This is a genomic window from Acidovorax sp. KKS102, assembly GCF_000302535.1.
Classification (GTDB): Bacteria; Pseudomonadota; Gammaproteobacteria; order Burkholderiales; family Burkholderiaceae_C; genus Acidovorax.
The window spans coordinates 97,300-115,169 of the sequence record NC_018708.1; the positions used below are offsets into that span (position 1 = coordinate 97,300).

Below are 17,870 nucleotides of genomic sequence, written 5' to 3' on the forward strand. Positions count from 1 at the left end.
TGACCCCGGTGTGTGGGGGCTGGTGCTTGTTTCACGTGGAACATCTGCCCCAGGCAGCGGCGGCCATCCGCACTGCGGACGGTTGGTGCAGCCGCTGTGCCCAAGGCTTTGCACAAAAAGCATGCAAAGGTGGGAAAATCGCGGGTTTCCCCTTGCACCCTTGCCGCCTTGATGGGCCGGTGGTGGCGCAGCCCGCCGCCGTGCGACCCGCTCTTGTGGGGCCGTCGCAGGACGGCAGACGGTTTTGAATGTCGGGCCCACCGTGGCCCCGGAGTGTTCCCCATGTTGTACCCCCAGGAATTTGATGTGATCGTTGTCGGCGGTGGCCATGCTGGCACCGAGGCCGCGCTGGCCGCCGCGCGCATGGGCAGCAAAACGCTGCTGCTGACCCACAACATCGAGACGCTGGGGCAGATGAGCTGCAACCCCAGCATCGGCGGCATCGGCAAGGGCCACCTGGTGAAGGAAGTGGATGCGCTGGGCGGCGCCATGGCGCTGGCCACGGACGAGGGCGGCATCCAGTTCCGCATTCTCAACAGCAGCAAGGGCCCTGCGGTGCGGGCCACGCGGGCGCAGGCCGATCGCATTCTGTACAAGGCCGCCATCCGCCGCATGCTGGAGAACCAGCCCAACCTGTGGCTCTTCCAGCAGGCGGTGGACGACCTGATGGTGGAAGGTGACCGGGTGGTGGGCGCGGTGACGCAGGTGGGCATCCGCTTCCGCTCGCGCACCGTGGTGCTGACAGCGGGCACCTTCCTGGACGGCAAGATCCATGTTGGCCTGAACAACTACGCTGCGGGCCGGGCAGGGGACCCGCCTGCCGTGTCGCTGTCGGCACGCCTCAAAGAGCTGAAGCTGCCCCAAGGGCGGCTCAAGACTGGTACGCCGCCGCGCATTGACGGGCGCAGCATCGACTTCAGCAAGTGCACCGAGCAACCCGGCGACGGCATGCCCGGCGGCGTGAACGAGGGCACAGTGCCTGTGTTCAGCTTCATGGGCAATGCGCAGATGCACCCCCGGCAGGTGCCCTGCTGGATCACCCACACTAATGAGCGCACACACGAGATCATCCGCAGCGGCTTTGACCGCAGCCCCATGTTCACCGGCAAGATCGAAGGCGTGGGCCCGCGCTACTGCCCGAGTGTGGAAGACAAGATCAACCGCTTTGCGGACAAGGACAGCCACCAGATCTTCCTGGAACCCGAAGGCCTGACCACGCACGAGTACTACCCCAACGGCATCAGCACCAGCTTGCCGTTCGACATCCAGTACGACCTGGTGCGCAGCATGCCGGGGCTGGAAAACGCGCACATCCTGCGTCCGGGCTACGCCATCGAATACGACTACTTTGACCCGCGCTCGCTCAAGAGCAGCTTTGAGACGCGCCAGATCCAGGGTCTGTTCTTTGCCGGGCAGATCAACGGCACCACCGGCTACGAAGAGGCGGCGGCCCAGGGCCTGTTTGCCGGCATCAACGCTGCGCTGCAGTGCCGGGGCGATGCCCCCTGGCTGCCCGGCCGCGACGAAGCCTACCTGGGCGTGCTGGTGGACGACCTGATTACCAAGGGCGTGACCGAGCCCTACCGCATGTTTACCAGCCGCGCCGAGTTCCGCCTGCAGTTGCGGGAGGACAACGCGGACATGCGCCTGACCGAAGTGGGGCGCCGGATGGGCCTGGTGGATGACGCGCGCTGGGGCGCGTTCAGCCGCAAGCGCGATGCGGTTTCACGTGAATGAAAAGCTGCGCCTGCCGCCCGACCTGGACTACATGCAGGTCACGGCCCTGAGCATCGAGGCGCGCCAGGTGCTCAGCCGCCACCGGCCCGAGACCTTGGGCCACGCCTCGCGCATCACGGGCATCACGCCCGCGTCGATCTCGCTGCTGATGGTGCATCTGAAGAAGGGCGGGTTCAAGGAGTTTGCGGTGGCCCCGGCAGCGCCCGCCAAGGCAGAAGGCGAAGTGACGGCATGACGATGGTGGTGAACAGCAACAATGACAGCCTGCGTCAGCAATTGCAAGCCGGGGCCGATGCCCTGGCGCTGGGCTTGAGCGATGCGCAGGTCGGGCTGTTGATGGACTTTCTGGCGTTGCTGCAGAAGTGGAACAAGGTCTACAACCTGACCGCCGTGCGCGACCCGCAGGAGATGATGACGCACCACCTGCTGGACAGCCTGGCCGCCGTGGCGCCGCTGCGCAGGCATGTGGCAGGCCTGCAGCAGGGCGGGGTGGCGGCGGTGAAGCTGCTGGATGTCGGATCGGGCGGCGGCCTGCCCGGCGTGGTGTTCGCGATCTGCTGCCCCGAGGTGGATGTGAGCTGCGTGGACACCGTGGGCAAGAAGGCGGCCTTCATCCAGCAGGCGGCGGTGGCGCTCAAGCTGCGCAACCTGCACGGCGTGCATGCGCGGGTCGAGACGCTGACCACGCCGTTCGACCTCATCAGCTGCCGTGCGTTTGCCTCGTTGCCGGACTTTGTCACCTGGTCGCGCAGCGCACTGGCCGCGTCCCATGGCGTGTGGCTGGCCATGAAGGGCAAACATCCCGAGGATGAAATCGCTGCGCTGCCTACGGATGTGGCGGTGTTTCACGTGGAACAGCTCACGGTGCCGGGCCTGGATGCCGAGCGCTGCATCGTCTGGATGAAGCCGGTCTGATGGCCTCGGCGCTGCGGCACCGACTTTTCGACAGCCAGGGCAGGGGGCTCGCGTAAACTCGGCTGCTCACCCGGGTGCATCTTCCCATCGCACCCTCCCCGCGCACCAGGAGAAACCATGTTCGGCATCGCAGACTACGGCGCCTTTGTCGCTGCCATTGTGTTGTTCCTGCTCATCCCAGGCCCGGGCAATCTGGCGCTCATCACCTCCACCAGCAAGGGCGGCATCCGGGGCGGTTTGGCCGCCACCATGGGCGTGATTGCGGGTGACCAGGTGCTGATGTGGGCGGCGGTGGCCGGTGTGGCCACGCTGCTGGCCACGTACCCGGCGGCCTTCAACGCCGTGCAATGGCTGGGCGCGGCCTACCTCGCGTGGCTGGGCTTCAAGATGCTCACCGCAAAGCCCGGCGATGCACCCGTGCTGAACATCGAGCCGCGCCACTACTTCAAGCAGGCCGGTCTCATCACCTTGCTCAACCCCAAGGCCATCGTGTTCTACATGGCGTTCTTCCCGCTGTTCGTGGACCCGGCCCGGCACCAGGGCATGCTGACCTTTGGCGTGATGGCGGCCACGGTGGCGGCACTGACATTTCTCTATGGGCTGATCGCCGTGCTGCTCACCCACCACCTGGCCGAGCGCATGCGCGCCAACCCGCGCATCGGCCGCGCGCTGGAAAAAGTCGCGGGCGTCTTCCTGATCGGCTTTGGCATCAAGCTGGCCATCTCCAAATAACACCACACGAACTGCAGCACCCACATGGCCAAGATTTTTTGCGTTGCCAATCAAAAGGGTGGGGTGGGCAAGACCACCACCACCGTCAACCTCGCCGCTGGCCTGGCCAAGATCGGTCAGCGCGTGCTGATGGTGGACTTGGACCCGCAGGGCAACGCCACCATGGGCTCGGGCGTGGACAAGCGCAGCCTCGACCTCACGGTGTACGACGTGCTGCTCGAATCCGCCTCGGTCAAAGAGGCGGCCGTGCTGTCGGACAAATGTGGCTACTGGGTGCTGGGCGCCAACCGCGAACTGGCGGGCGCCGAGGTGGAGCTGGTGGCGCTGGAGCACCGCGAAAGGCGCCTCAAGGCCGCGCTGGCCGAGGCCGATGGCGACTACGACTTTGTGCTCATCGACTGTCCGCCGTCACTCTCCATGCTCACGCTCAACGGACTGTGCAGCGCCCACGGCGTGATCGTGCCCATGCAGTGCGAGTACTTCGCGCTGGAAGGGCTCACGGACCTGGTCAACACCATCAAGCAGGTGCACGCCAACCTCAATGCCGACCTGCAGATCATCGGCCTGCTGCGCGTGATGTTCGACCCGCGCATCACCTTGCAGCAGCAGGTGAGCGACCAGCTCAAGGGCCATTTTGGCGACAAGGTGTTCAACAGCGTGATCCCGCGCAACGTGCGCCTGGCCGAGGCGCCCAGCTACGGGCTGCCCGGTGTGGTGTTCGACCCGGCCGCCAAGGGCAGCCAGGCCTTTGTGGAGTTTGCCGAGGAGATGGTTGCGCGTGTGAAAACCATGCCCCCAGCCGCAGCCTCCATGGCCAAAATGGCCGCAGGCGCTTGAATGATATGCGCTGCTAGCTATTAAATTGATAGTAATGAAAGCCTCCAACATCCTGCTGCTGCCCGGCTGGCAGAACTCTGGCCCCGACCACTGGCAAAGCCGCTGGGAGGCTGCGCATGGCTACCAGCGCGTGGAGCAGCACGACTGGATGCGCCCGCTGCGCGGCGACTGGTCTGCGCGCCTGGAAGAGACCGTGGCCGATGCCGACGGCCCGGTGGTATTGGCGGCGCACAGCCTGGGCTGCATCCTCACCGCCTGGTGGGCGGCACACACCCGCCATGCGGCCAAGGTGCGCGGCGCGCTGCTGGTGGCGCCGGGCGATGTGGAGCGGCCCGACCTGGCCGCGCAGATCCACGGCTGGGCGCCCATTGCGCGCCAGCCGCTGCCGTTCCCGGCCGTGCTGGTGGGCAGCCGCAACGACCCGTACTGCAGCTTCGAGCGCGCCGAAGGGCTGGCGCAGGCCTGGGGTGCGCGGTTTGTGGACTATGGCGAGCGGGGGCACATCAATGCCGAATCCGGGCTGGGCGACTGGGACGAGGGGCGGGGCTGGCTGATGCAGCTCGCCACCCCGGCATGAGCCGCTGGGTTTTTTGGCGCAAGCGCCCGCCGGTGATGGCGGGCGACGCTGTCCCTCCAACTCGGCGGGTCACGGCTGACTTCTACTGGCTTGGCGACGCCTTGCAGGTGGTGCTGGCCTGGCTGCTGCCCAGCAGTGCGGTGGTGGTGGGCGCGCTGGGGCAGTTCATGCTGGCCCTGGTGCTGCTAGCCATCGGGTTCGGTGTGTGGTTGCGCCTGTGGCGCAGCCGCAAGCGGCGCCGCGTGGCGAGCCGCTCCGCACTGTGACGTTTTGAACCCTGGCCAACGACCCATGACCAAGATCAGCCTGTCTGCCCTGGCCGACCAACTGCCCCGCGCCTGGAACTCCACGGTGGTGGGCCGCGCTGCGGGTGCCAACCTCAAGGTGCTGCGCATGGATGACGCGGCCTACCCCGACGAGTCGCACGACTTTGACGAAGCCCTGCTGGTGCTGGACGGCTGCATGCGCCTGGACCTGCAAGGGCAGGTCACCGAGGTGAACGCGGGCGAGGTGTTCATCGTGCCCGCAGGCGTGCCCCACGCGGTGGCGCCGGGCAGCCACGGCACGCTGGTCATCATCGACCGCTGATTCTTCCCCTTTCCTTTTTCCTTTCGCGAGACGCATTTCATGGTCACCAAAAAACCCAAGGGCCTCGGCCGAGGCCTGGAAGCCCTGCTGGGCCCCAAGGTCGAAGACAAAGTGGAACAGGCCCAGGCCGCCGAAGCGGGTCTGCCCAGCAGCCTGCCGCTGTCCGAACTGGTGCCGGGGGTGTACCAGCCGCGCACGCGCATGGACGAGGGCGCGCTGTACGAGCTGGCCGAGTCCATCAAGGCCCAGGGCATCATGCAGCCGATTCTTGTTCGTCGCCTCAGCGACGAACAAGCTCGGCTGCGCCGCCAGGAACGAGCATCGCAGGGGCCCTCCCCTGCGATGGGTACCCTCAGCCAAGAGGGGGCGTTGTACGAAATCATTGCGGGCGAGCGGCGTTTTCGGGCCTCCCGCCTGGCGGGCCTGGCCGAGGTGCCGGTGCTGGTGCGCGATGTGCCCGACGAGTCGGCCGCCGCCATGGCGCTCATCGAAAACATCCAGCGCGAAGACCTGAACCCGCTGGAAGAGGCCCAGGGCCTGCAGCGCCTGGTCAAGGAGTTTGGCCTCACGCACGAGCTGGCTGCGCAGGCGGTGGGCCGCTCGCGCAGCGCCGCCAGCAACCTGCTGCGCCTGTTGAATCTGGCCGAGCCGGTGCAGACCATGCTGATGGCGGGCGACATCGACATGGGCCATGCGCGTGCGCTGCTGTCGCTGGACCGCGCCGCGCAGATCACGGCGGGTAACCAGATCGCGGCCAAGAAGCTGTCGGTGCGCGAGGCCGAGGCGCTGGTCAAGAAGATCGGTGCCGAGTTCAGCCTGGTGCCGCAAAAGCGCCAGAAGGAAAAGTCGCGCGACTTGAAGCGTGTGGAAGAAGAGCTTTCGGACCTGCTGATGGCCGAGGTCGAGGTGCGCGTGAAAAAGAGCGTCAAGCGCAACGGCCGGGTGGAGGACATGGGCGAGCTGGCGATCCAGTTCGGGTCGCTGGAGGCGCTCAACGGGCTGATCGACCGCCTGCGCGGCTGACCCGCTCGTCGCTCCGGGGCGCGGCGTTGTCGCCGCGCAAGATGGCGTGAAATAGCGCACAGAAACGGTTTCCACAAGTAACTTGCACGGGCAAAATGCGTCCTTGCGGGGCCTACACTGCGCTGCGTTCAACACACCCGGGTTGACCGCAAGGCCTCTTCACAGGGCGGCGACGAAGCCGCTTTGCGGCCCACGATGGTTTGCCGGGTGATCCACGTATCTCCTGGAGCAGACCCGATGACAACCCCTTTGCGCTATCTGACCCCCGCCTGCCTGGCCGCCGGCCTGTGCATTGCCAGCCTGGGCGCCCAGGCCCAAAACACCAAGGCCCCCAAGGTGCAGCTGTGGATGGACCTGTCCACCGGCACCATGGCCGGCATGCCCGAGATGGACAGCCTGCCCGGTGGCGGCGGCATGCTCGGGGGCCTCATGGGGGGCATGGGCGGCGGCGCAGCGCCGGGCATGGGGGGCGGCAGCAACACCTCGTACGGCAACGCACGCGCCATGTCCATCATGCCGCCGCGTGTCATCGACATCGCTTTGCACAACAGCCTGCGCCCCGGCGTAGAAGCCAGCCAGTCCATCCCGCCCGGCATGCGCATGGGCGAGTCCCTGCCTCTGATCCCCCCGCGCGCCCAGCCCACCCAGACTGAGCCGGGCGAAGTGCCCCGTGAGTACCAGCAACAGCAGCCCAAGGGCCGCATCCTGCTGTACTGGGGCTGCGGTAGCGCGGTGCGTGCGGGCCAGCCCCGCGTCATCGATCTGGCGCGTGCCAAGCCCTCCGACTACGCCCAGGCCTTTGCAGGCCGTGCTGTGCCCGACCGGGGCCCGCGCGTGGGCCCTGCCTATGCGCTGTACCCCAACGAACGCAACCAGGTCAGCCTGTCGCGGGACAGCTCGGTGGTGGGCGAGCACCAGGTGCGGGGCGACGGCGTGCCAGCCTCGATGAAGTTCACTCTGGGCGCGGCGCAGGACCTGATGCCCGCTATCGACCTGCGCACCACCGGCAAGCCGCAGGACAGCATGGGCACCAGCTGGCAGCCGGTGCGCAATGCGCGCGCCTACTACCTGCACGCCATGTCGCAAAGCGGGGACGACCTCATCATGTGGTCCAGCGCCGAGACGCCCGACACCGGCATGGGCCTGTTCGACTACCTCTCGCCCGCCACCATCGACCGCTGGCTCAAGGAGCGCGTGCTGCTGCAGCCCGAGACCACGCAATGCGCGATTCCCCAAGGCATCTTTGCGGGCGGCGGGCGCGACGCCACACCCATGCTGCGCATGATGGCCTACGGTGGCGAAAGCCACATCGTGTACCCACCCCGCCCGGCCGACCCCAAGGCTGCGTGGGAGCCTGAATGGTCGGTGCGCGTGCGGGTGAAGTCGCACACCATGGCCATGCTGGGCGAGGAGATGCAGGGGCGCCGTGGCGGCATGGGCGCAGCACCCGCTGCACCGTCGGGCGGCACAGGCGCTTATTCCAGCGGCATGGGCGGCGCGCCCGCAGGCCAGCCACCGGCAGGCGACGGCGGCACGGACGCGGGCAACGTGGTCAACCCCGTCAATCTGCTGCGCGGCATTTTTGGCCGCTGAGAACGGAGAACCATGTTCGCCCTGCGCATGCCCTGGCCCCTGCCCGCATTGGCGGCGTGGGCGTGCGCGTGGCTGATCTTTGTTGCGCTGCAGCGCGCGGTTCCACCGGTGGCCGCCTTGCTGGTGGCCTGCCTGCTGGGCACGGCTGCCAGTGTGCTGGGCGACAGCTGGTGGCGGCGCGGGCTGATTGCCGCCGGGTTCCCTCTGTCGCTGGCGCTGCTGGGGACGGCCAGCCTGCCCACGTGGGCGTGGTTGGTGCCGCTGTCGTTGTTGTTGCTGGTCTACCCGCTCAATGCGTGGCGCGATGCGCCCCTGTTTCCCACGCCGCGCCACGCGCTGCAGTCTCTGGCCGTGCAGGCTCCGCTGCCGCTGGGCGCGCGCGTGCTCGATGCAGGCTGTGGTTTGGGCGATGGTCTCAAGGCGCTGCGCCATGCCTATCCCGCTGTCCAGCTCGACGGGCTGGAGTGGAGCTGGCCGCTGCGCCTGCTGTGCGCCCTGCGCTGCCCCTGGGCCCGGGTGCAGCGTGCCGACATGTGGAAGGCCGACTGGAGCGCCTACCAGATGGTGTACCTGTTCCAGCGGCCCGAAAGCATGGCCCGCGCGGCCGCCAAGGCCCAGGCCGAACTGGCGCCCGGCGCCTGGCTGGTGAGCCTGGAGTTTGCGGTGCCCGGCTGGCTGCCCAGTGCCCAGCTGCGTGCACCCGGTGGGCGGGTGGTGTGGCTGTACCGGATGCCGCGCCAGCCGCAGGAGAGATGACATGCCCACCATGCAATCCATGCGCCCGCACCTGTGTCCGTCTGTGTCGACGGCCCCACACGGTTACAGAAAAGATACAAGCTTTTGCTACATTGTGCGGCTGGCTACAACCCCATACACAACAACCAAGAAACTCACAGCCAGAGGGGGCAGCACACAGCACGTATCCGCACCGGGAGGGGGCGCACGGGCTGCCAGCACCCGCCTTGACCGGACTTCCACCACGCACGCCGTATTCACAGCACCCTCCCTTCGGAGGGCTGCTGCGCGGCTGCGCGCGGGGAGTGCGGGGTGTTTCTGGTGAGCAACCGACCGATCTGCAAGGAGCATCCATGACCGCCCACCCATCCCGTTTCCGTCCGCGCCTGCTGTGGGTGCTGGCGCTGAGCGCTGCCCTCACCGGCTGCGCCACCATGCAGAGCCACGACAAAACGGCCACCGACATGCAGACCGCCGGGCGCAGTGGCGGCATCCCCGCCGCGCTGGCCAGCCTGGAGAGCACGGCCAAGACCGAAGAAGAAAAAACGGCGCTGCTCTTCAACATGGAGCGCGGTGAGCTGCTGCGCATGGACCGCCGGTACCCCGACAGCACCAACGCCTTCCTGCTGGCCGACAACAAGGTCAAGGAATGGGAAGAAACCGCCAAGACCAACCCCTCCAAGCTGATGGGCACCGTGGGCGCGGCCCTGGTGAGCGAGCGCCTGAAGGTCTACGAAGGCCAGGACTATGAAAAGGTGTGGCTGACCACCCGCCTGGCGCTCAACCGCATGGCCGTGGGCGATTTTGAAAACGCCCGTGTGGACATCAAGCGCACGCACGAGCGCGAAGCCATCATTGCCGAGTTCCGCGCCAAGGAAACCCTGGCGGCCGAAGAAGAGGCCAAGTCCAAGGGCGCCACCTCGGGCGGCAAGGAGCTGAATGGCTACCCGGTCGAAACGCTCAACGACCCCGAAGTGCTGGCCCTCAAGAACGGCTACTCCAACGCGCTCTCCCACTACCTCGCCGGCTTCCTGTACGAAATGCTCAACGAGCCTGGCCTGGCTGCGCCCGGCTACCGCAAGGCCATCGAGCTCAAGCCCGATACCCCCGTGCTGGAAGAAGGCCTGCGCGGCCTGGACAACCGCACCGGCTTCACCTGGAAGCGCCGCCAGCGCATGACCGACGTGCTCTTCATCGTCGAGGCCGGTGACGCGCCTGCACGCAAGCCCAAGGCCTTCACCCTCCCCGTGCCCACCGGCCGTGGCATGGTCACCGCCAGCATTTCGTATCCCGTGATCGAGCCCTCCAAGGACGCGCCCCTGACGGTGGTGTCGGCCGCCGGTACCGACCTCAAGCTCGAAAAAGTGGTGGACGTGAACGTGATGGCCCGCCGTGCGCTCAAGGACGAAATGCCCGGCATGGTGCTGCGCGGCTTCACCCGCGCCGTGGCCAAGGGCGTGCTGCAGAACGAGCTGCAAAAGCGTGGCGGCCTCATCGGCGGCCTGATTGGCGCTGCAGCCTCGGTGGCCACCGAGCAGGCCGACGACCGCATGTGGCGCATGCTGCCCGGTCGCGTGTATGTGGCCCGTGGCTACCTGCCCCCTGGCGAGCACACTGTCTCCATCAACGGCCGCCAGTTGCCCCAGCCGATCAAGATCGACGGCCAGTACGCCCTGGTGCCCCTGCGCATGTATGACAACAGCGTGCTGATCGGCGACGTGGCCATGCTGGGCCAGCTGCCCACGGTGGCGGCGGCACCCCAGCCGGCCCCTGCAGCCGCGGCTGCGGCGCCTGCCGCCCCGGTGCGCACCACCAACAACAACCGCGCCCGCACCGTGCCTTCGTCCACCGTCAAGCCCACGGCCGCCCAGCCCGCTGCAGCCGCCAAGAACTGACCCCTGTTTCTGATCCCATTCAAGGAGCCTCTGGCATGAGAACCCGTTTTGTCCCCGCCGCGATCCCTGCCGTGCTGTGTGCGGCCCTGATGACCCTGGCTGGCAGCGCCAGCGCCCAACTGCATGACCCTGCCACACCGCTGGCCGTGGCCGCCAAGGTGGCCCTGCGCGGTGAGGCCAACAGCATCGCTGTGCGCGAGATGCGCATCGTGCGCAAGAACGACATCCTGGTGGTGCAGGCCGATATGGCCAACATGGGCCGCACCGACCGCACCGTGTTCTACCGCTTCAAGTGGCTGGACAACGTGGGCAACCAGGTGGGCGACGGCGAGTCCTGGAAGCAGATGACCGTGCTGGGCCTGGGCCAGCAGACCGTCAAGAGCGTGGCGCCCACCAGCGCCGCTGTGGACCTGCGCCTGGAAATGAATGTGGAGCCGCGCTGATCACGCCGCGCCAATCCCTGTTTGAGTGAGGAGTAAAACCATGACAACCAAGAACCGCATCCAGCGCAGCGCGCTGATCCTGGCCTTTGCGGCCAGTACCCTGGCCCTGTCGGCCTGCCAGAACCTGTCGTCGCCCACCGTGCGTTTTGACCGCCAGGTCAATTACGGTGATGCCAAGGCCGTCGAGCTGGTGACCAACGAATTCGGCTCCACCGACCTGCAGATGATTGCCGAGAAGATGACCGGCGGCTTGCTCGAAACCGGCATCTTCCAAGGCCGCCCCACGGTGACCATTTCCACCGTCAAGAACAAGACCAGCGAGTACATCGACACCACCAACGTGATGAACTCCATCCAGACCGCGCTGGTCAAGTCCGGCAAGGTACGCTTTGTGCGCTCCATCAACGAGATGCAGGCCGGTGTGGACGAGCTGCAGCGCCAGAACCAGAGCGGCCTGTACAAGCAGGGCACCACCGCCAAGGTCGGCCAGATGACCGCCGCCAAGTACAGCATGGAAGGCGAGCTGACCAGCATCGTCAAGCAGAACAACAGCACCAAGGACGTGTACTACAAGTTCACGCTGAAGCTGTTTGATGTGCAGGAAGGCACGATCGAATGGCAGGACGAGAAAGAAATTCGCAAGACCAGCAAGCGCTGATCTCCCCAAGGACCACACCATGCAACGCAGAATCACCCTCCACACGGCCCTGGCCGTGATCGCGGCCACCACGCTGGCCTGGGGCACGGGCGCGCAGGCGCAGCAGCCCGGCGCCGCGCCCAAGATCGCCGTGACCGACCTGGCCTACGCCCAGCGCGTGTCCGAGTACTTCATGGCCGGCACCTACCAGCGCAGCAGCCAGATGAGCGCGCAGGGCAGCCAGGGCGGCAGCCACAGCCACGGCATGTACGGCGGCGGGGGCTCGTACTCCGGCCAGCAGTCCATGCAGGCGTCCGAGCAGGCCAGCGGCACCTATGTGGCCGGGCGCTACAGCTACATCGAACAGCGCGAGCTGGGCGGCTACACCAACGACATCAAGGGCGCCATCCTGCAGGGCACGTACTTCCGCCTGGTGCAGGGCAAGGGCTTTGACGCCGGCAAGCCCCAGCCCAGCAAGGCCGAGCAGGTGCTCAACCAGGTGCAGGGCGGCAAGATGGCCACGCCCCAGGCGCAGCCCCAGGTCAACGACGTGATCACCCGCATCAAGAAGGGCGAGTTCAACGGCGCCGACTACGTGCTGTTTGGCGTGGTGTCCAGCATCGAGTTCACCGATGCGCTCTCGCCCCTGCAGGGCACCACCAGCGCCACGCGCCAGTACGGCCTGCAGCTGCTGGCCGACTTCTCGCTCATCAACACCAAGACCTACGAGATCAAGGCCGCGTTCTCCGCCCAGGGCGAAGGCAACGACACCAAGATCCTCTCGATCCGTGGCGACATTGCGCCTCCCAACCGGGCCAAGGTGATGCGTGAAACCTCGCTGTCGTTGGCGCAGGACGTGTACCAGCAGCTCGCGGTGCAACTGGGCTACACCGACGCGAATCTGGCGCGCGGCGTGCGCCCACCTGTGGTGTACCAGCAGGGCGGCCAGCCCATGCCTCTGCCGCAACCGCAGCAGCCTGAGCAGGTGCTGATCCTCAAGTAAGCCGCCGTGCGCCCCACCGTGCACCCGCAGCCCTCGTGGGCCCCGGCCTGTGCGGTGCCTGCTCTCCCCAAGGCCAGCCCAGCGCTGGCCTTTTTTGCATCTGCCGCCCTGGCCTTGACGCTGACGGGTTGCGTGGCCCCCCACGCACATGGGGGCGCGAGTGCGGCACAGCCGGACCCTGCGATGCCGGCCATAGAACAGGGCCCGGCGCCGGGCGCTGGCTTCATCCAGCGGGCCGTGCCGGGTGCGGGCGGCGCCGTGCTCCACACCCTGCAGCGCGCGGAGCGCACCGCGCCGCTGCGCTACCGTGTGATCGTCATCCCTGGCTCGGGCTGCGCGGGCATGGGGCCCATCGCGGACCGCTACTTTGCGGGCCTGCTGCACGCGCAGGTGCTGGTGCTGCACAAGCCGGGCGTAGACCCCGGAGCCCGCACCGCCCCCGCCGACTGCCCGCACAGCTTTGTTTCGCTGGACCGGCATTCCACCTGGCTCGCACACGCCCGTGCGGCCCTGCGTGCTGATGCCTCGGAGCGTCAGGGCCAGCCAGCCGTGCCGCAGCTGATGGTGGGCATCTCTGAAGGGGCTGAGCTGTTGCCTGCACTGGCGCCCGAGGTGCCGCAGCTCGCAGGCCTTGTGCTCATCGGCTCCAGCGGGCTGGACCCGCAGGAGGCTGGGGCATTGCAGGCCCGCCGCCTGGGCGTGCAGGACGACTGGGCAGCGCTGGGCCAGATCGTGGCGGGCGCTCCGCACGACAGCGTGGTGGTGCAGGGGCGCAGCTTGGGTTACTGGCGCGACCTGTGGAACTGGCCGCTGACCCTGCCCCTGCTGCAAGGCCCCTGGCCGCTGCTGCAGGTGTGGGGCAGCGACGATGCGCTGGTGCCCGCCGTGGCCTACACACGTTTTGCGGAGCTGGCCGCCTTGCGCACCGCGCCCTACTGCACGCGGCGCATAGACGGTGCCGACCACGGCCTGCAGCGTGCCGCCGCAGGGATGGACGGCGTGCAGCAGGTGTGGGCCTGGACCGAGCAATGGGCCCGTCAACCGGCCGCCGGGCTGTGTGCGCCACTGCGACTGCTGCGAGAGCAGCAGGCTCCTAGCGCGGCCGGTACATCCTGAACAACTGCTCCGGCCCCACCGTGAAATAGTCCGCCGGGCCGCCGCCGCGCAGGATGTGCCCCGCATTGGCGGTGTCGTACACGCCGTCTTTCAGCAGCGCCTGATCGATGTGCACGGCCACCACCTCGCCCAGCACCAGCCAGGTATCCACCGGGGCGCCATCCACCCCCTGCAGCTGCAGGATCTGGGTGCTGCGGCATTCAAAGGTGACCGGGCTTTCGGCCACGCGCGGCGGGCGCACGCGGGTGGAGGGCAGGGGGGTGAGGCCGGTCAGATCGAACTCGCTGACCTCGGGCGGCACGGCGGCGCAGCTCTGGTTCATCACCTCGGCCAGGTCGCGGGTGGCCAGGTTCCACACAAACTCGCCCGTGGCCTGCACGTTGCGCACCGTGTCTTTGTACCCAATGCTGGCAAAGCCCACGATGGGCGGCACGTAGTTGAACGCGTTGAAGAAGCTGTACGGCGCCAGGTTGGTGGCGCCTGTGGCGCTTTGCGTTGAGATCCAGCCAATGGGGCGTGGCCCCACGATGGCGTTGAACGGGTCGTGCGGCAGGCCGTGGCCCTGGCGGGGTTCGTAGCTGTGGAAGGTGCGTGGGGGCTGTGGCGTGGTCATGGACTCGGCAGGGTGGGGCGATAACAGACCGCAACCTTAACGGCAGTTGCGGCGCACTGCAGCCACTGGGGCATCAGAATGCTCATTTTTTGATAGCTGTCCAGGCATGTGGTTCTATCGCATAGCGGCAATATGAGCCAATATGAGGCAAGCATGGGCCTGCAAAGCCTGTACAGACCTGGCGCATGAGGCCCGGCGCCTCGGCTGCACGAAACGCACGGGGCTACGGGACCACGGCCGCCGGCTGCTGCTGCCCCAAAAACCGCCCCGGCGGCTGCCCCACCGACTTGCGCACCATGGCGCTGAAGGCGCTGGCGCTATAGCCCAGCTCGGCGGCGATCTGGCCCATGGGCATGCGCCCGGCGGCCAGCGACACGGCCTTGGCCAGGATGACCTGCTGGCGCCATTGGGTGAAGGTGCTGCCCAGTTCGGAGCGGAACAGCCGCGCCACGGTGCGGGGGCTGGCGCCCGTGTCCTGCGCCCAGTCGGCCAGGGTGTCGTGGCGCGTGGGGTCGGCCAGCACGGCTTCGCACAGGTGGCGCAGGCGCTTGTCCTGGGGCAGGTCCACGCCCAGCTTCACGGCGGCGGCGCGGGCCAGTTCGCCCCTGACCAGGGCGCTCAAATGCTGTTCGCGCCGCAGGTCGGCGGGGCTGATCGCGGGGCCGCCGTCGGGCGTGGTGGGCATCTCGCGCACCAGGGCGCGCAGCAGGTCGGACACCTCCAGCACGCGGCACTGGCGCCAGGCGTCTTCCTGGTCGCGCGGCACGCCGGGGCCACAGCGGCCCCGGGGCTGGTGGAAGTAGAGCGTGCGCAGGTCGGCGTCTTCGACCATGGTCACGGCATGTTCCACGCCGGGCGGAATCCACAGCGCGCGCGATGGCGGCACGATGTAGGTGCCGTGGTTCACCGTGAGGCGGATCACGCCCGTGGTCGATATCGCCACCTGAGCCCACGGGTGGCTGTGGGGCATGACCTGCGTGTCGGCGGCCAGCCAGCGCAGCTTGGCGCGCACCGGGCGGGCGGCGGTGGGCACAAACAGCTCGGGCGTGAGCGAGTCCACGTACGACATGCCGCGCGGCTTGCCGGCAGGCGCGCGGGACACGGCCTGGGCCGCAAAGTGCTCCACCCCCGGTTCGGCGGGCACGGCGAGTTCGGTGGGCGGGTTTGGCATGTTTGCGATAGAAGTTGTCTGCCTATCGTAAACCTGCCGAGGCCATGCTGCCTAAGATCGAGCCCATGACTGCTTCTTCCTCCAGCACCCTCGCCAACCCTGTCCCCTTGCGGCAGGACGCCCGCACCATTGGCCTCATCGGCCTGGCCCACGGCAGCTCGCACTTCTTTCACATGCTGCTGCCGCCGCTGTTTCCGTGGCTGATCGGGGAGTTCGGCTTCAGCTATTCCGAGCTGGGCCTGCTGGTGTCGGTGTTCTTCGTGATCTCGGGCGTGGGCCAGGCGCTGTCGGGCTTCCTGGTGGACCGCGTGGGCGCGCGGCCGGTGATGTTTTTTGCGCTGTCGAGTTTTGCGGCCGCAGGCCTTGCGGCGGGCACGGCGCAGGGCTACACGGGCCTGCTGCTGGCGGCGGCTTTGGCCGGGCTGGGCAATGCGCCGTTCCACCCGGTGGACTTCACGATTCTGAACAAGCGCGTGTCACCACAGCGCCTGGGGCATGGCTTTTCGGTGCACGGCATCAGCGGCAACCTGGGCTGGGCGACGGCGCCGGTGTTCATGGCGGGCATTGCCACGGCCACGGGCTCGTGGCGCACGGCCTGCCTGTGCGGCGGCCTGCTGGCCCTCACCGTGCTGGCCATCATGGTGTGGAACCGCGACGCGATTGACGACCGCCAGGGCGCATGGGCGCACCAGGCCAAGGGCGGTGGCGGTGCGGCGGCGGAGAAGCCCGAGCACCCCATGGCCTTCCTCAAGCTGCCCTCGGTGTGGCTGTGTTTCTCGTTCTTCTTCTGGAGCACCTGTGCACTCAGCGCCATCCAGAGCTTTGCCAGCCCGGCGCTGCAGTCCATGTACGGCCTGCCGCTGAGCGTGACGGCCATGGTGGTCACGGGCTACATGCTGTGCGGCGCGGCGGGCATGCTGGTGGGCGGCTTTCTGGTGGGCCGTGTGCAGCGGCTGGAGAAGATCATCTCCGTGTGCCTGCTCGGCTCGGCCGCGCTGCTGGTGGTGGTGGCCTCGGGGCTGCTGCCGGGCATGGTGGCGCTGGTGGTGGCCTCGGTGGCAGGGCTGGGCACAGGCCTGGCCGGGCCTTCGCGTGACATGCTGATCAAGCGCGCCGCGCCCCCCGGCGCCACGGGCCGCGTGTATGGCACGGTGTACTCGGGGCTGGACCTGGGCTTTTGCCTGGCGGCCCCGGTGTTCGGCGCCATGCTGGACCACGGCATGACGGCGGGCATCTTCTACGGCTCGGCCGTGACCCTGGGCCTGAGCGTGGTGTCGGCGGCGCTGGTGGGGGTGGGCGTGGCCGCACGGGCGGCGCGGCCTGTGCCTGCGGCGGCCTGAAGGGTCCGGGGGGGAGGGGATACGCACGGCGGCCAGCACGCCGCGCGGGCCTGTGTTGCAATCGCGGTCGGTGGCGCCGGGGCCCTGGTTGGCAGGGCCTAGTGTGGTGTTGCACGCTATCTGGCACTTAAAAACCGCGTCTTTTCGGCCAGGGCTGCGTTGCAAATCCTCGCGATACCTCCGGGTATCGCTGCGGTTTGCGCCTTGCCCTGACCAAAAATCCATCGGTTTTCAATGTGCCATCCAGCGCGCAACACCACACCAGAGCGGCGCCCTTTGTTTTCAACACACTTCCAGGACCCTGCCCATGACGAACCCCATGTACAACGCCAGCATCCCCGTCTTTCGCCAGATGCTGGGCTCGCTCCAGGACATCCTGGCCAAGACCGAGGCCCATGCCACGGCCCGCAAGATCGAGCCGGACGCGCTGCTGCAGGCCCGCTTGTTCCCCGACATGTTCCCCATGGCCCGCCAGGTGCTGATCGCCTGCGACTTTGCCAAGGGCGTGGCCGCGCGCCTGGCCGGTGTGGAGGTGCCTTCGCTGCCCGACGCCGAGCGCCCCGGCTTTGCCGACCTGAACGAGCGCATCCGCACCGTGCTGGCGTTCATCGACAGCCTGCCGCAGGCCGCGTTTGCCGAGGCCGCCACGCGCCAGATCACCATCCAGCCCGGCACGCCGCGCGAGAAGCAGTTTGTGGGCGAACACTACCTGCTGCACTACGGCCTGCCCCAGTTCTTCTTCCACGTGAACGCAACCTACGCCATCGCACGCCACAACGGCGTGGAGCTGGGCAAGCGCGACTACATGGGCAAGTTCTGACCCTGAGCCCTGTCCCGGGGCGGCAAGGTGCCCCGGGTGCTGCCGTGTGGGGCGTGGCACGCAGATATGGGCCAAAATGGTCCGTAGCGCTAGTG

General features: G+C 67.7%; 18 protein-coding genes and 1 pseudogene. 17 read left to right on the forward strand and 2 right to left on the reverse strand.

Translation table 11 applies throughout. The features are described from left to right. The first annotated feature begins 282 nt into the window (after positions 1-282). From mnmG to C380_RS00515, 15 genes and pseudogenes are all read left to right on the forward strand, one after another. Positions 283-1,972: pseudogene (gene mnmG, locus C380_RS00445) on the forward strand (tRNA uridine-5-carboxymethylaminomethyl(34) synthesis enzyme MnmG). Continuing rightward, positions 1,969-2,652: a 16S rRNA (guanine(527)-N(7))-methyltransferase RsmG gene (gene rsmG, locus C380_RS00450; protein ID WP_015011917.1), complete on the forward strand. Its 684-nt coding sequence runs from the start codon at positions 1,969-1,971 to the stop codon at positions 2,650-2,652. The pseudogene mnmG and the gene rsmG overlap by 4 nt, the downstream one beginning before the upstream one ends. A 117-nt stretch (positions 2,653-2,769) precedes the next feature. Then, positions 2,770-3,384 (forward strand): LysE family transporter, encoded by a 615-nt coding sequence (locus tag C380_RS00455; RefSeq protein ID WP_015011918.1) that lies wholly within the window; start codon positions 2,770-2,772, stop codon positions 3,382-3,384. Positions 3,385-3,408: 24 nt separating this feature from the next. Next, positions 3,409-4,221 (forward strand): ParA family protein, encoded by an 813-nt coding sequence (locus tag C380_RS00460; RefSeq protein ID WP_015011919.1) that lies wholly within the window; start codon positions 3,409-3,411, stop codon positions 4,219-4,221. A gap of 34 nt (positions 4,222-4,255) precedes the next feature. Next, a complete protein-coding gene (locus C380_RS00465) occupies positions 4,256-4,798 on the forward strand; it encodes an alpha/beta hydrolase (protein WP_015011920.1) in 543 nt (180 codons plus the stop codon). After that, positions 4,795-5,064 carry a hypothetical protein gene (locus tag C380_RS00470; protein ID WP_015011921.1) on the forward strand — a complete coding sequence of 90 codons (270 nt, stop codon included), beginning with the start codon at positions 4,795-4,797 and terminating at the stop codon, positions 5,062-5,064. The genes C380_RS00465 and C380_RS00470 overlap by 4 nt, the downstream gene beginning before the upstream one ends. Positions 5,065-5,089: 25 nt before the next feature. Next, entirely contained in the window at positions 5,090-5,386 is a 297-nt protein-coding gene (locus C380_RS00475) for a cupin domain-containing protein (RefSeq protein WP_015011922.1), read from the forward strand. Positions 5,387-5,425: 39 nt separating this feature from the next. Continuing rightward, positions 5,426-6,409 (forward strand): ParB/RepB/Spo0J family partition protein, encoded by a 984-nt coding sequence (locus tag C380_RS00480; protein ID WP_015011923.1) that lies wholly within the window; start codon positions 5,426-5,428, stop codon positions 6,407-6,409. A gap of 237 nt (positions 6,410-6,646) precedes the next feature. Further along, positions 6,647-8,002 (forward strand): hypothetical protein, encoded by a 1,356-nt coding sequence (locus tag C380_RS00485; RefSeq protein ID WP_015011924.1) that lies wholly within the window; start codon positions 6,647-6,649, stop codon positions 8,000-8,002. 12 nt (positions 8,003-8,014) lie between these two features. Beyond that, a complete protein-coding gene (locus tag C380_RS00490) occupies positions 8,015-8,758 on the forward strand; it encodes a hypothetical protein (RefSeq protein ID WP_015011925.1) in 744 nt (247 codons plus the stop codon). A gap of 332 nt (positions 8,759-9,090) precedes the next feature. Further along, positions 9,091-10,632, forward strand: coding sequence for a COG3014 family protein (locus tag C380_RS00495; protein ID WP_015011926.1), 1,542 nt, complete (start codon positions 9,091-9,093; stop codon positions 10,630-10,632). A gap of 35 nt (positions 10,633-10,667) precedes the next feature. Then, complete coding sequence (locus C380_RS00500) at positions 10,668-11,075, forward strand: YcfL family protein (RefSeq protein WP_015011927.1); 408 nt, start codon at positions 10,668-10,670, stop codon at positions 11,073-11,075. Between the two features lie 40 nt (positions 11,076-11,115). After that, the gene (gene lpoB, locus C380_RS00505) at positions 11,116-11,733 is read left to right on the forward strand and encodes a penicillin-binding protein activator LpoB (protein ID WP_015011928.1); all 618 of its coding nucleotides are present in this window, start codon (positions 11,116-11,118) and stop codon (positions 11,731-11,733) included. Between the two features lie 19 nt (positions 11,734-11,752). Beyond that, on the forward strand, positions 11,753-12,715 hold the full coding sequence (locus C380_RS00510) for a hypothetical protein (RefSeq protein WP_015011929.1): 963 nt from the start codon (positions 11,753-11,755) through the stop codon (positions 12,713-12,715). A gap of 6 nt (positions 12,716-12,721) precedes the next feature. Beyond that, the gene (locus C380_RS00515; protein WP_015011930.1) at positions 12,722-13,831 is read left to right on the forward strand and encodes a hypothetical protein; all 1,110 of its coding nucleotides are present in this window, start codon (positions 12,722-12,724) and stop codon (positions 13,829-13,831) included. Here the strand turns inward: C380_RS00515 and C380_RS00520 are convergent. Both C380_RS00520 and C380_RS00525 read right to left on the reverse strand, forming a co-directional pair. After that, positions 13,809-14,444 (reverse strand): flavin reductase family protein, encoded by a 636-nt coding sequence (locus tag C380_RS00520; RefSeq protein WP_015011931.1) that lies wholly within the window; start codon positions 14,442-14,444, stop codon positions 13,809-13,811. The genes C380_RS00515 and C380_RS00520 overlap by 23 nt on opposite strands. A gap of 223 nt (positions 14,445-14,667) precedes the next feature. Next, the gene (locus C380_RS00525) at positions 14,668-15,615 is read right to left on the reverse strand and encodes a helix-turn-helix domain-containing protein (protein ID WP_015011932.1); all 948 of its coding nucleotides are present in this window, start codon (positions 15,613-15,615) and stop codon (positions 14,668-14,670) included. Positions 15,616-15,680: 65 nt separating this feature from the next. On the opposite strand from C380_RS00525, the gene C380_RS00530 reads away from it, so the two are divergent. Both C380_RS00530 and C380_RS00535 read left to right on the forward strand, forming a co-directional pair. Then, positions 15,681-16,955: an MFS transporter gene (locus tag C380_RS00530; protein WP_015011933.1), complete on the forward strand. Its 1,275-nt coding sequence runs from the start codon at positions 15,681-15,683 to the stop codon at positions 16,953-16,955. Between the two features lie 307 nt (positions 16,956-17,262). Further along, on the forward strand, positions 17,263-17,775 hold the full coding sequence (locus tag C380_RS00535; RefSeq protein WP_015011934.1) for a DUF1993 family protein: 513 nt from the start codon (positions 17,263-17,265) through the stop codon (positions 17,773-17,775). Positions 17,776-17,870 lie beyond the last annotated feature (95 nt).

Bases quoted from the DNA above. Each gene is read 5' to 3' on its own strand.
- lpoB (WP_015011928.1), top strand. From the start codon at position 11,116: ATGACAACCAAGAACCGCATCCAGCGCAGCGCGCTGATCCTGGCCTTT.
- C380_RS00495 (WP_015011926.1), top strand. From the start codon at position 9,091: ATGACCGCCCACCCATCCCGTTTCCGTCCGCGCCTGCTGTGGGTGCTG.
- C380_RS00460 (WP_015011919.1), top strand. From the start codon at position 3,409: ATGGCCAAGATTTTTTGCGTTGCCAATCAAAAGGGTGGGGTGGGCAAG.
- C380_RS00470 (WP_015011921.1), top strand. From the start codon at position 4,795: ATGAGCCGCTGGGTTTTTTGGCGCAAGCGCCCGCCGGTGATGGCGGGC.
- C380_RS00500 (WP_015011927.1), top strand. From the start codon at position 10,668: ATGAGAACCCGTTTTGTCCCCGCCGCGATCCCTGCCGTGCTGTGTGCG.
- C380_RS00475 (WP_015011922.1), top strand. From the start codon at position 5,090: ATGACCAAGATCAGCCTGTCTGCCCTGGCCGACCAACTGCCCCGCGCC.
- C380_RS00455 (WP_015011918.1), top strand. From the start codon at position 2,770: ATGTTCGGCATCGCAGACTACGGCGCCTTTGTCGCTGCCATTGTGTTG.
- rsmG (WP_015011917.1), top strand. From the start codon at position 1,969: ATGACGATGGTGGTGAACAGCAACAATGACAGCCTGCGTCAGCAATTG.
- C380_RS00490 (WP_015011925.1), top strand. From the start codon at position 8,015: ATGTTCGCCCTGCGCATGCCCTGGCCCCTGCCCGCATTGGCGGCGTGG.
- C380_RS00530 (WP_015011933.1), top strand. From the start codon at position 15,681: ATGACTGCTTCTTCCTCCAGCACCCTCGCCAACCCTGTCCCCTTGCGG.
- C380_RS00480 (WP_015011923.1), top strand. From the start codon at position 5,426: ATGGTCACCAAAAAACCCAAGGGCCTCGGCCGAGGCCTGGAAGCCCTG.
- C380_RS00485 (WP_015011924.1), top strand. From the start codon at position 6,647: ATGACAACCCCTTTGCGCTATCTGACCCCCGCCTGCCTGGCCGCCGGC.
- C380_RS00535 (WP_015011934.1), top strand. From the start codon at position 17,263: ATGACGAACCCCATGTACAACGCCAGCATCCCCGTCTTTCGCCAGATG.
- C380_RS00510 (WP_015011929.1), top strand. From the start codon at position 11,753: ATGCAACGCAGAATCACCCTCCACACGGCCCTGGCCGTGATCGCGGCC.
- C380_RS00465 (WP_015011920.1), top strand. From the start codon at position 4,256: ATGAAAGCCTCCAACATCCTGCTGCTGCCCGGCTGGCAGAACTCTGGC.
- C380_RS00525 (WP_015011932.1), bottom strand. From the start codon at position 15,615: ATGCCAAACCCGCCCACCGAACTCGCCGTGCCCGCCGAACCGGGGGTG.
- C380_RS00520 (WP_015011931.1), bottom strand. From the start codon at position 14,444: ATGACCACGCCACAGCCCCCACGCACCTTCCACAGCTACGAACCCCGC.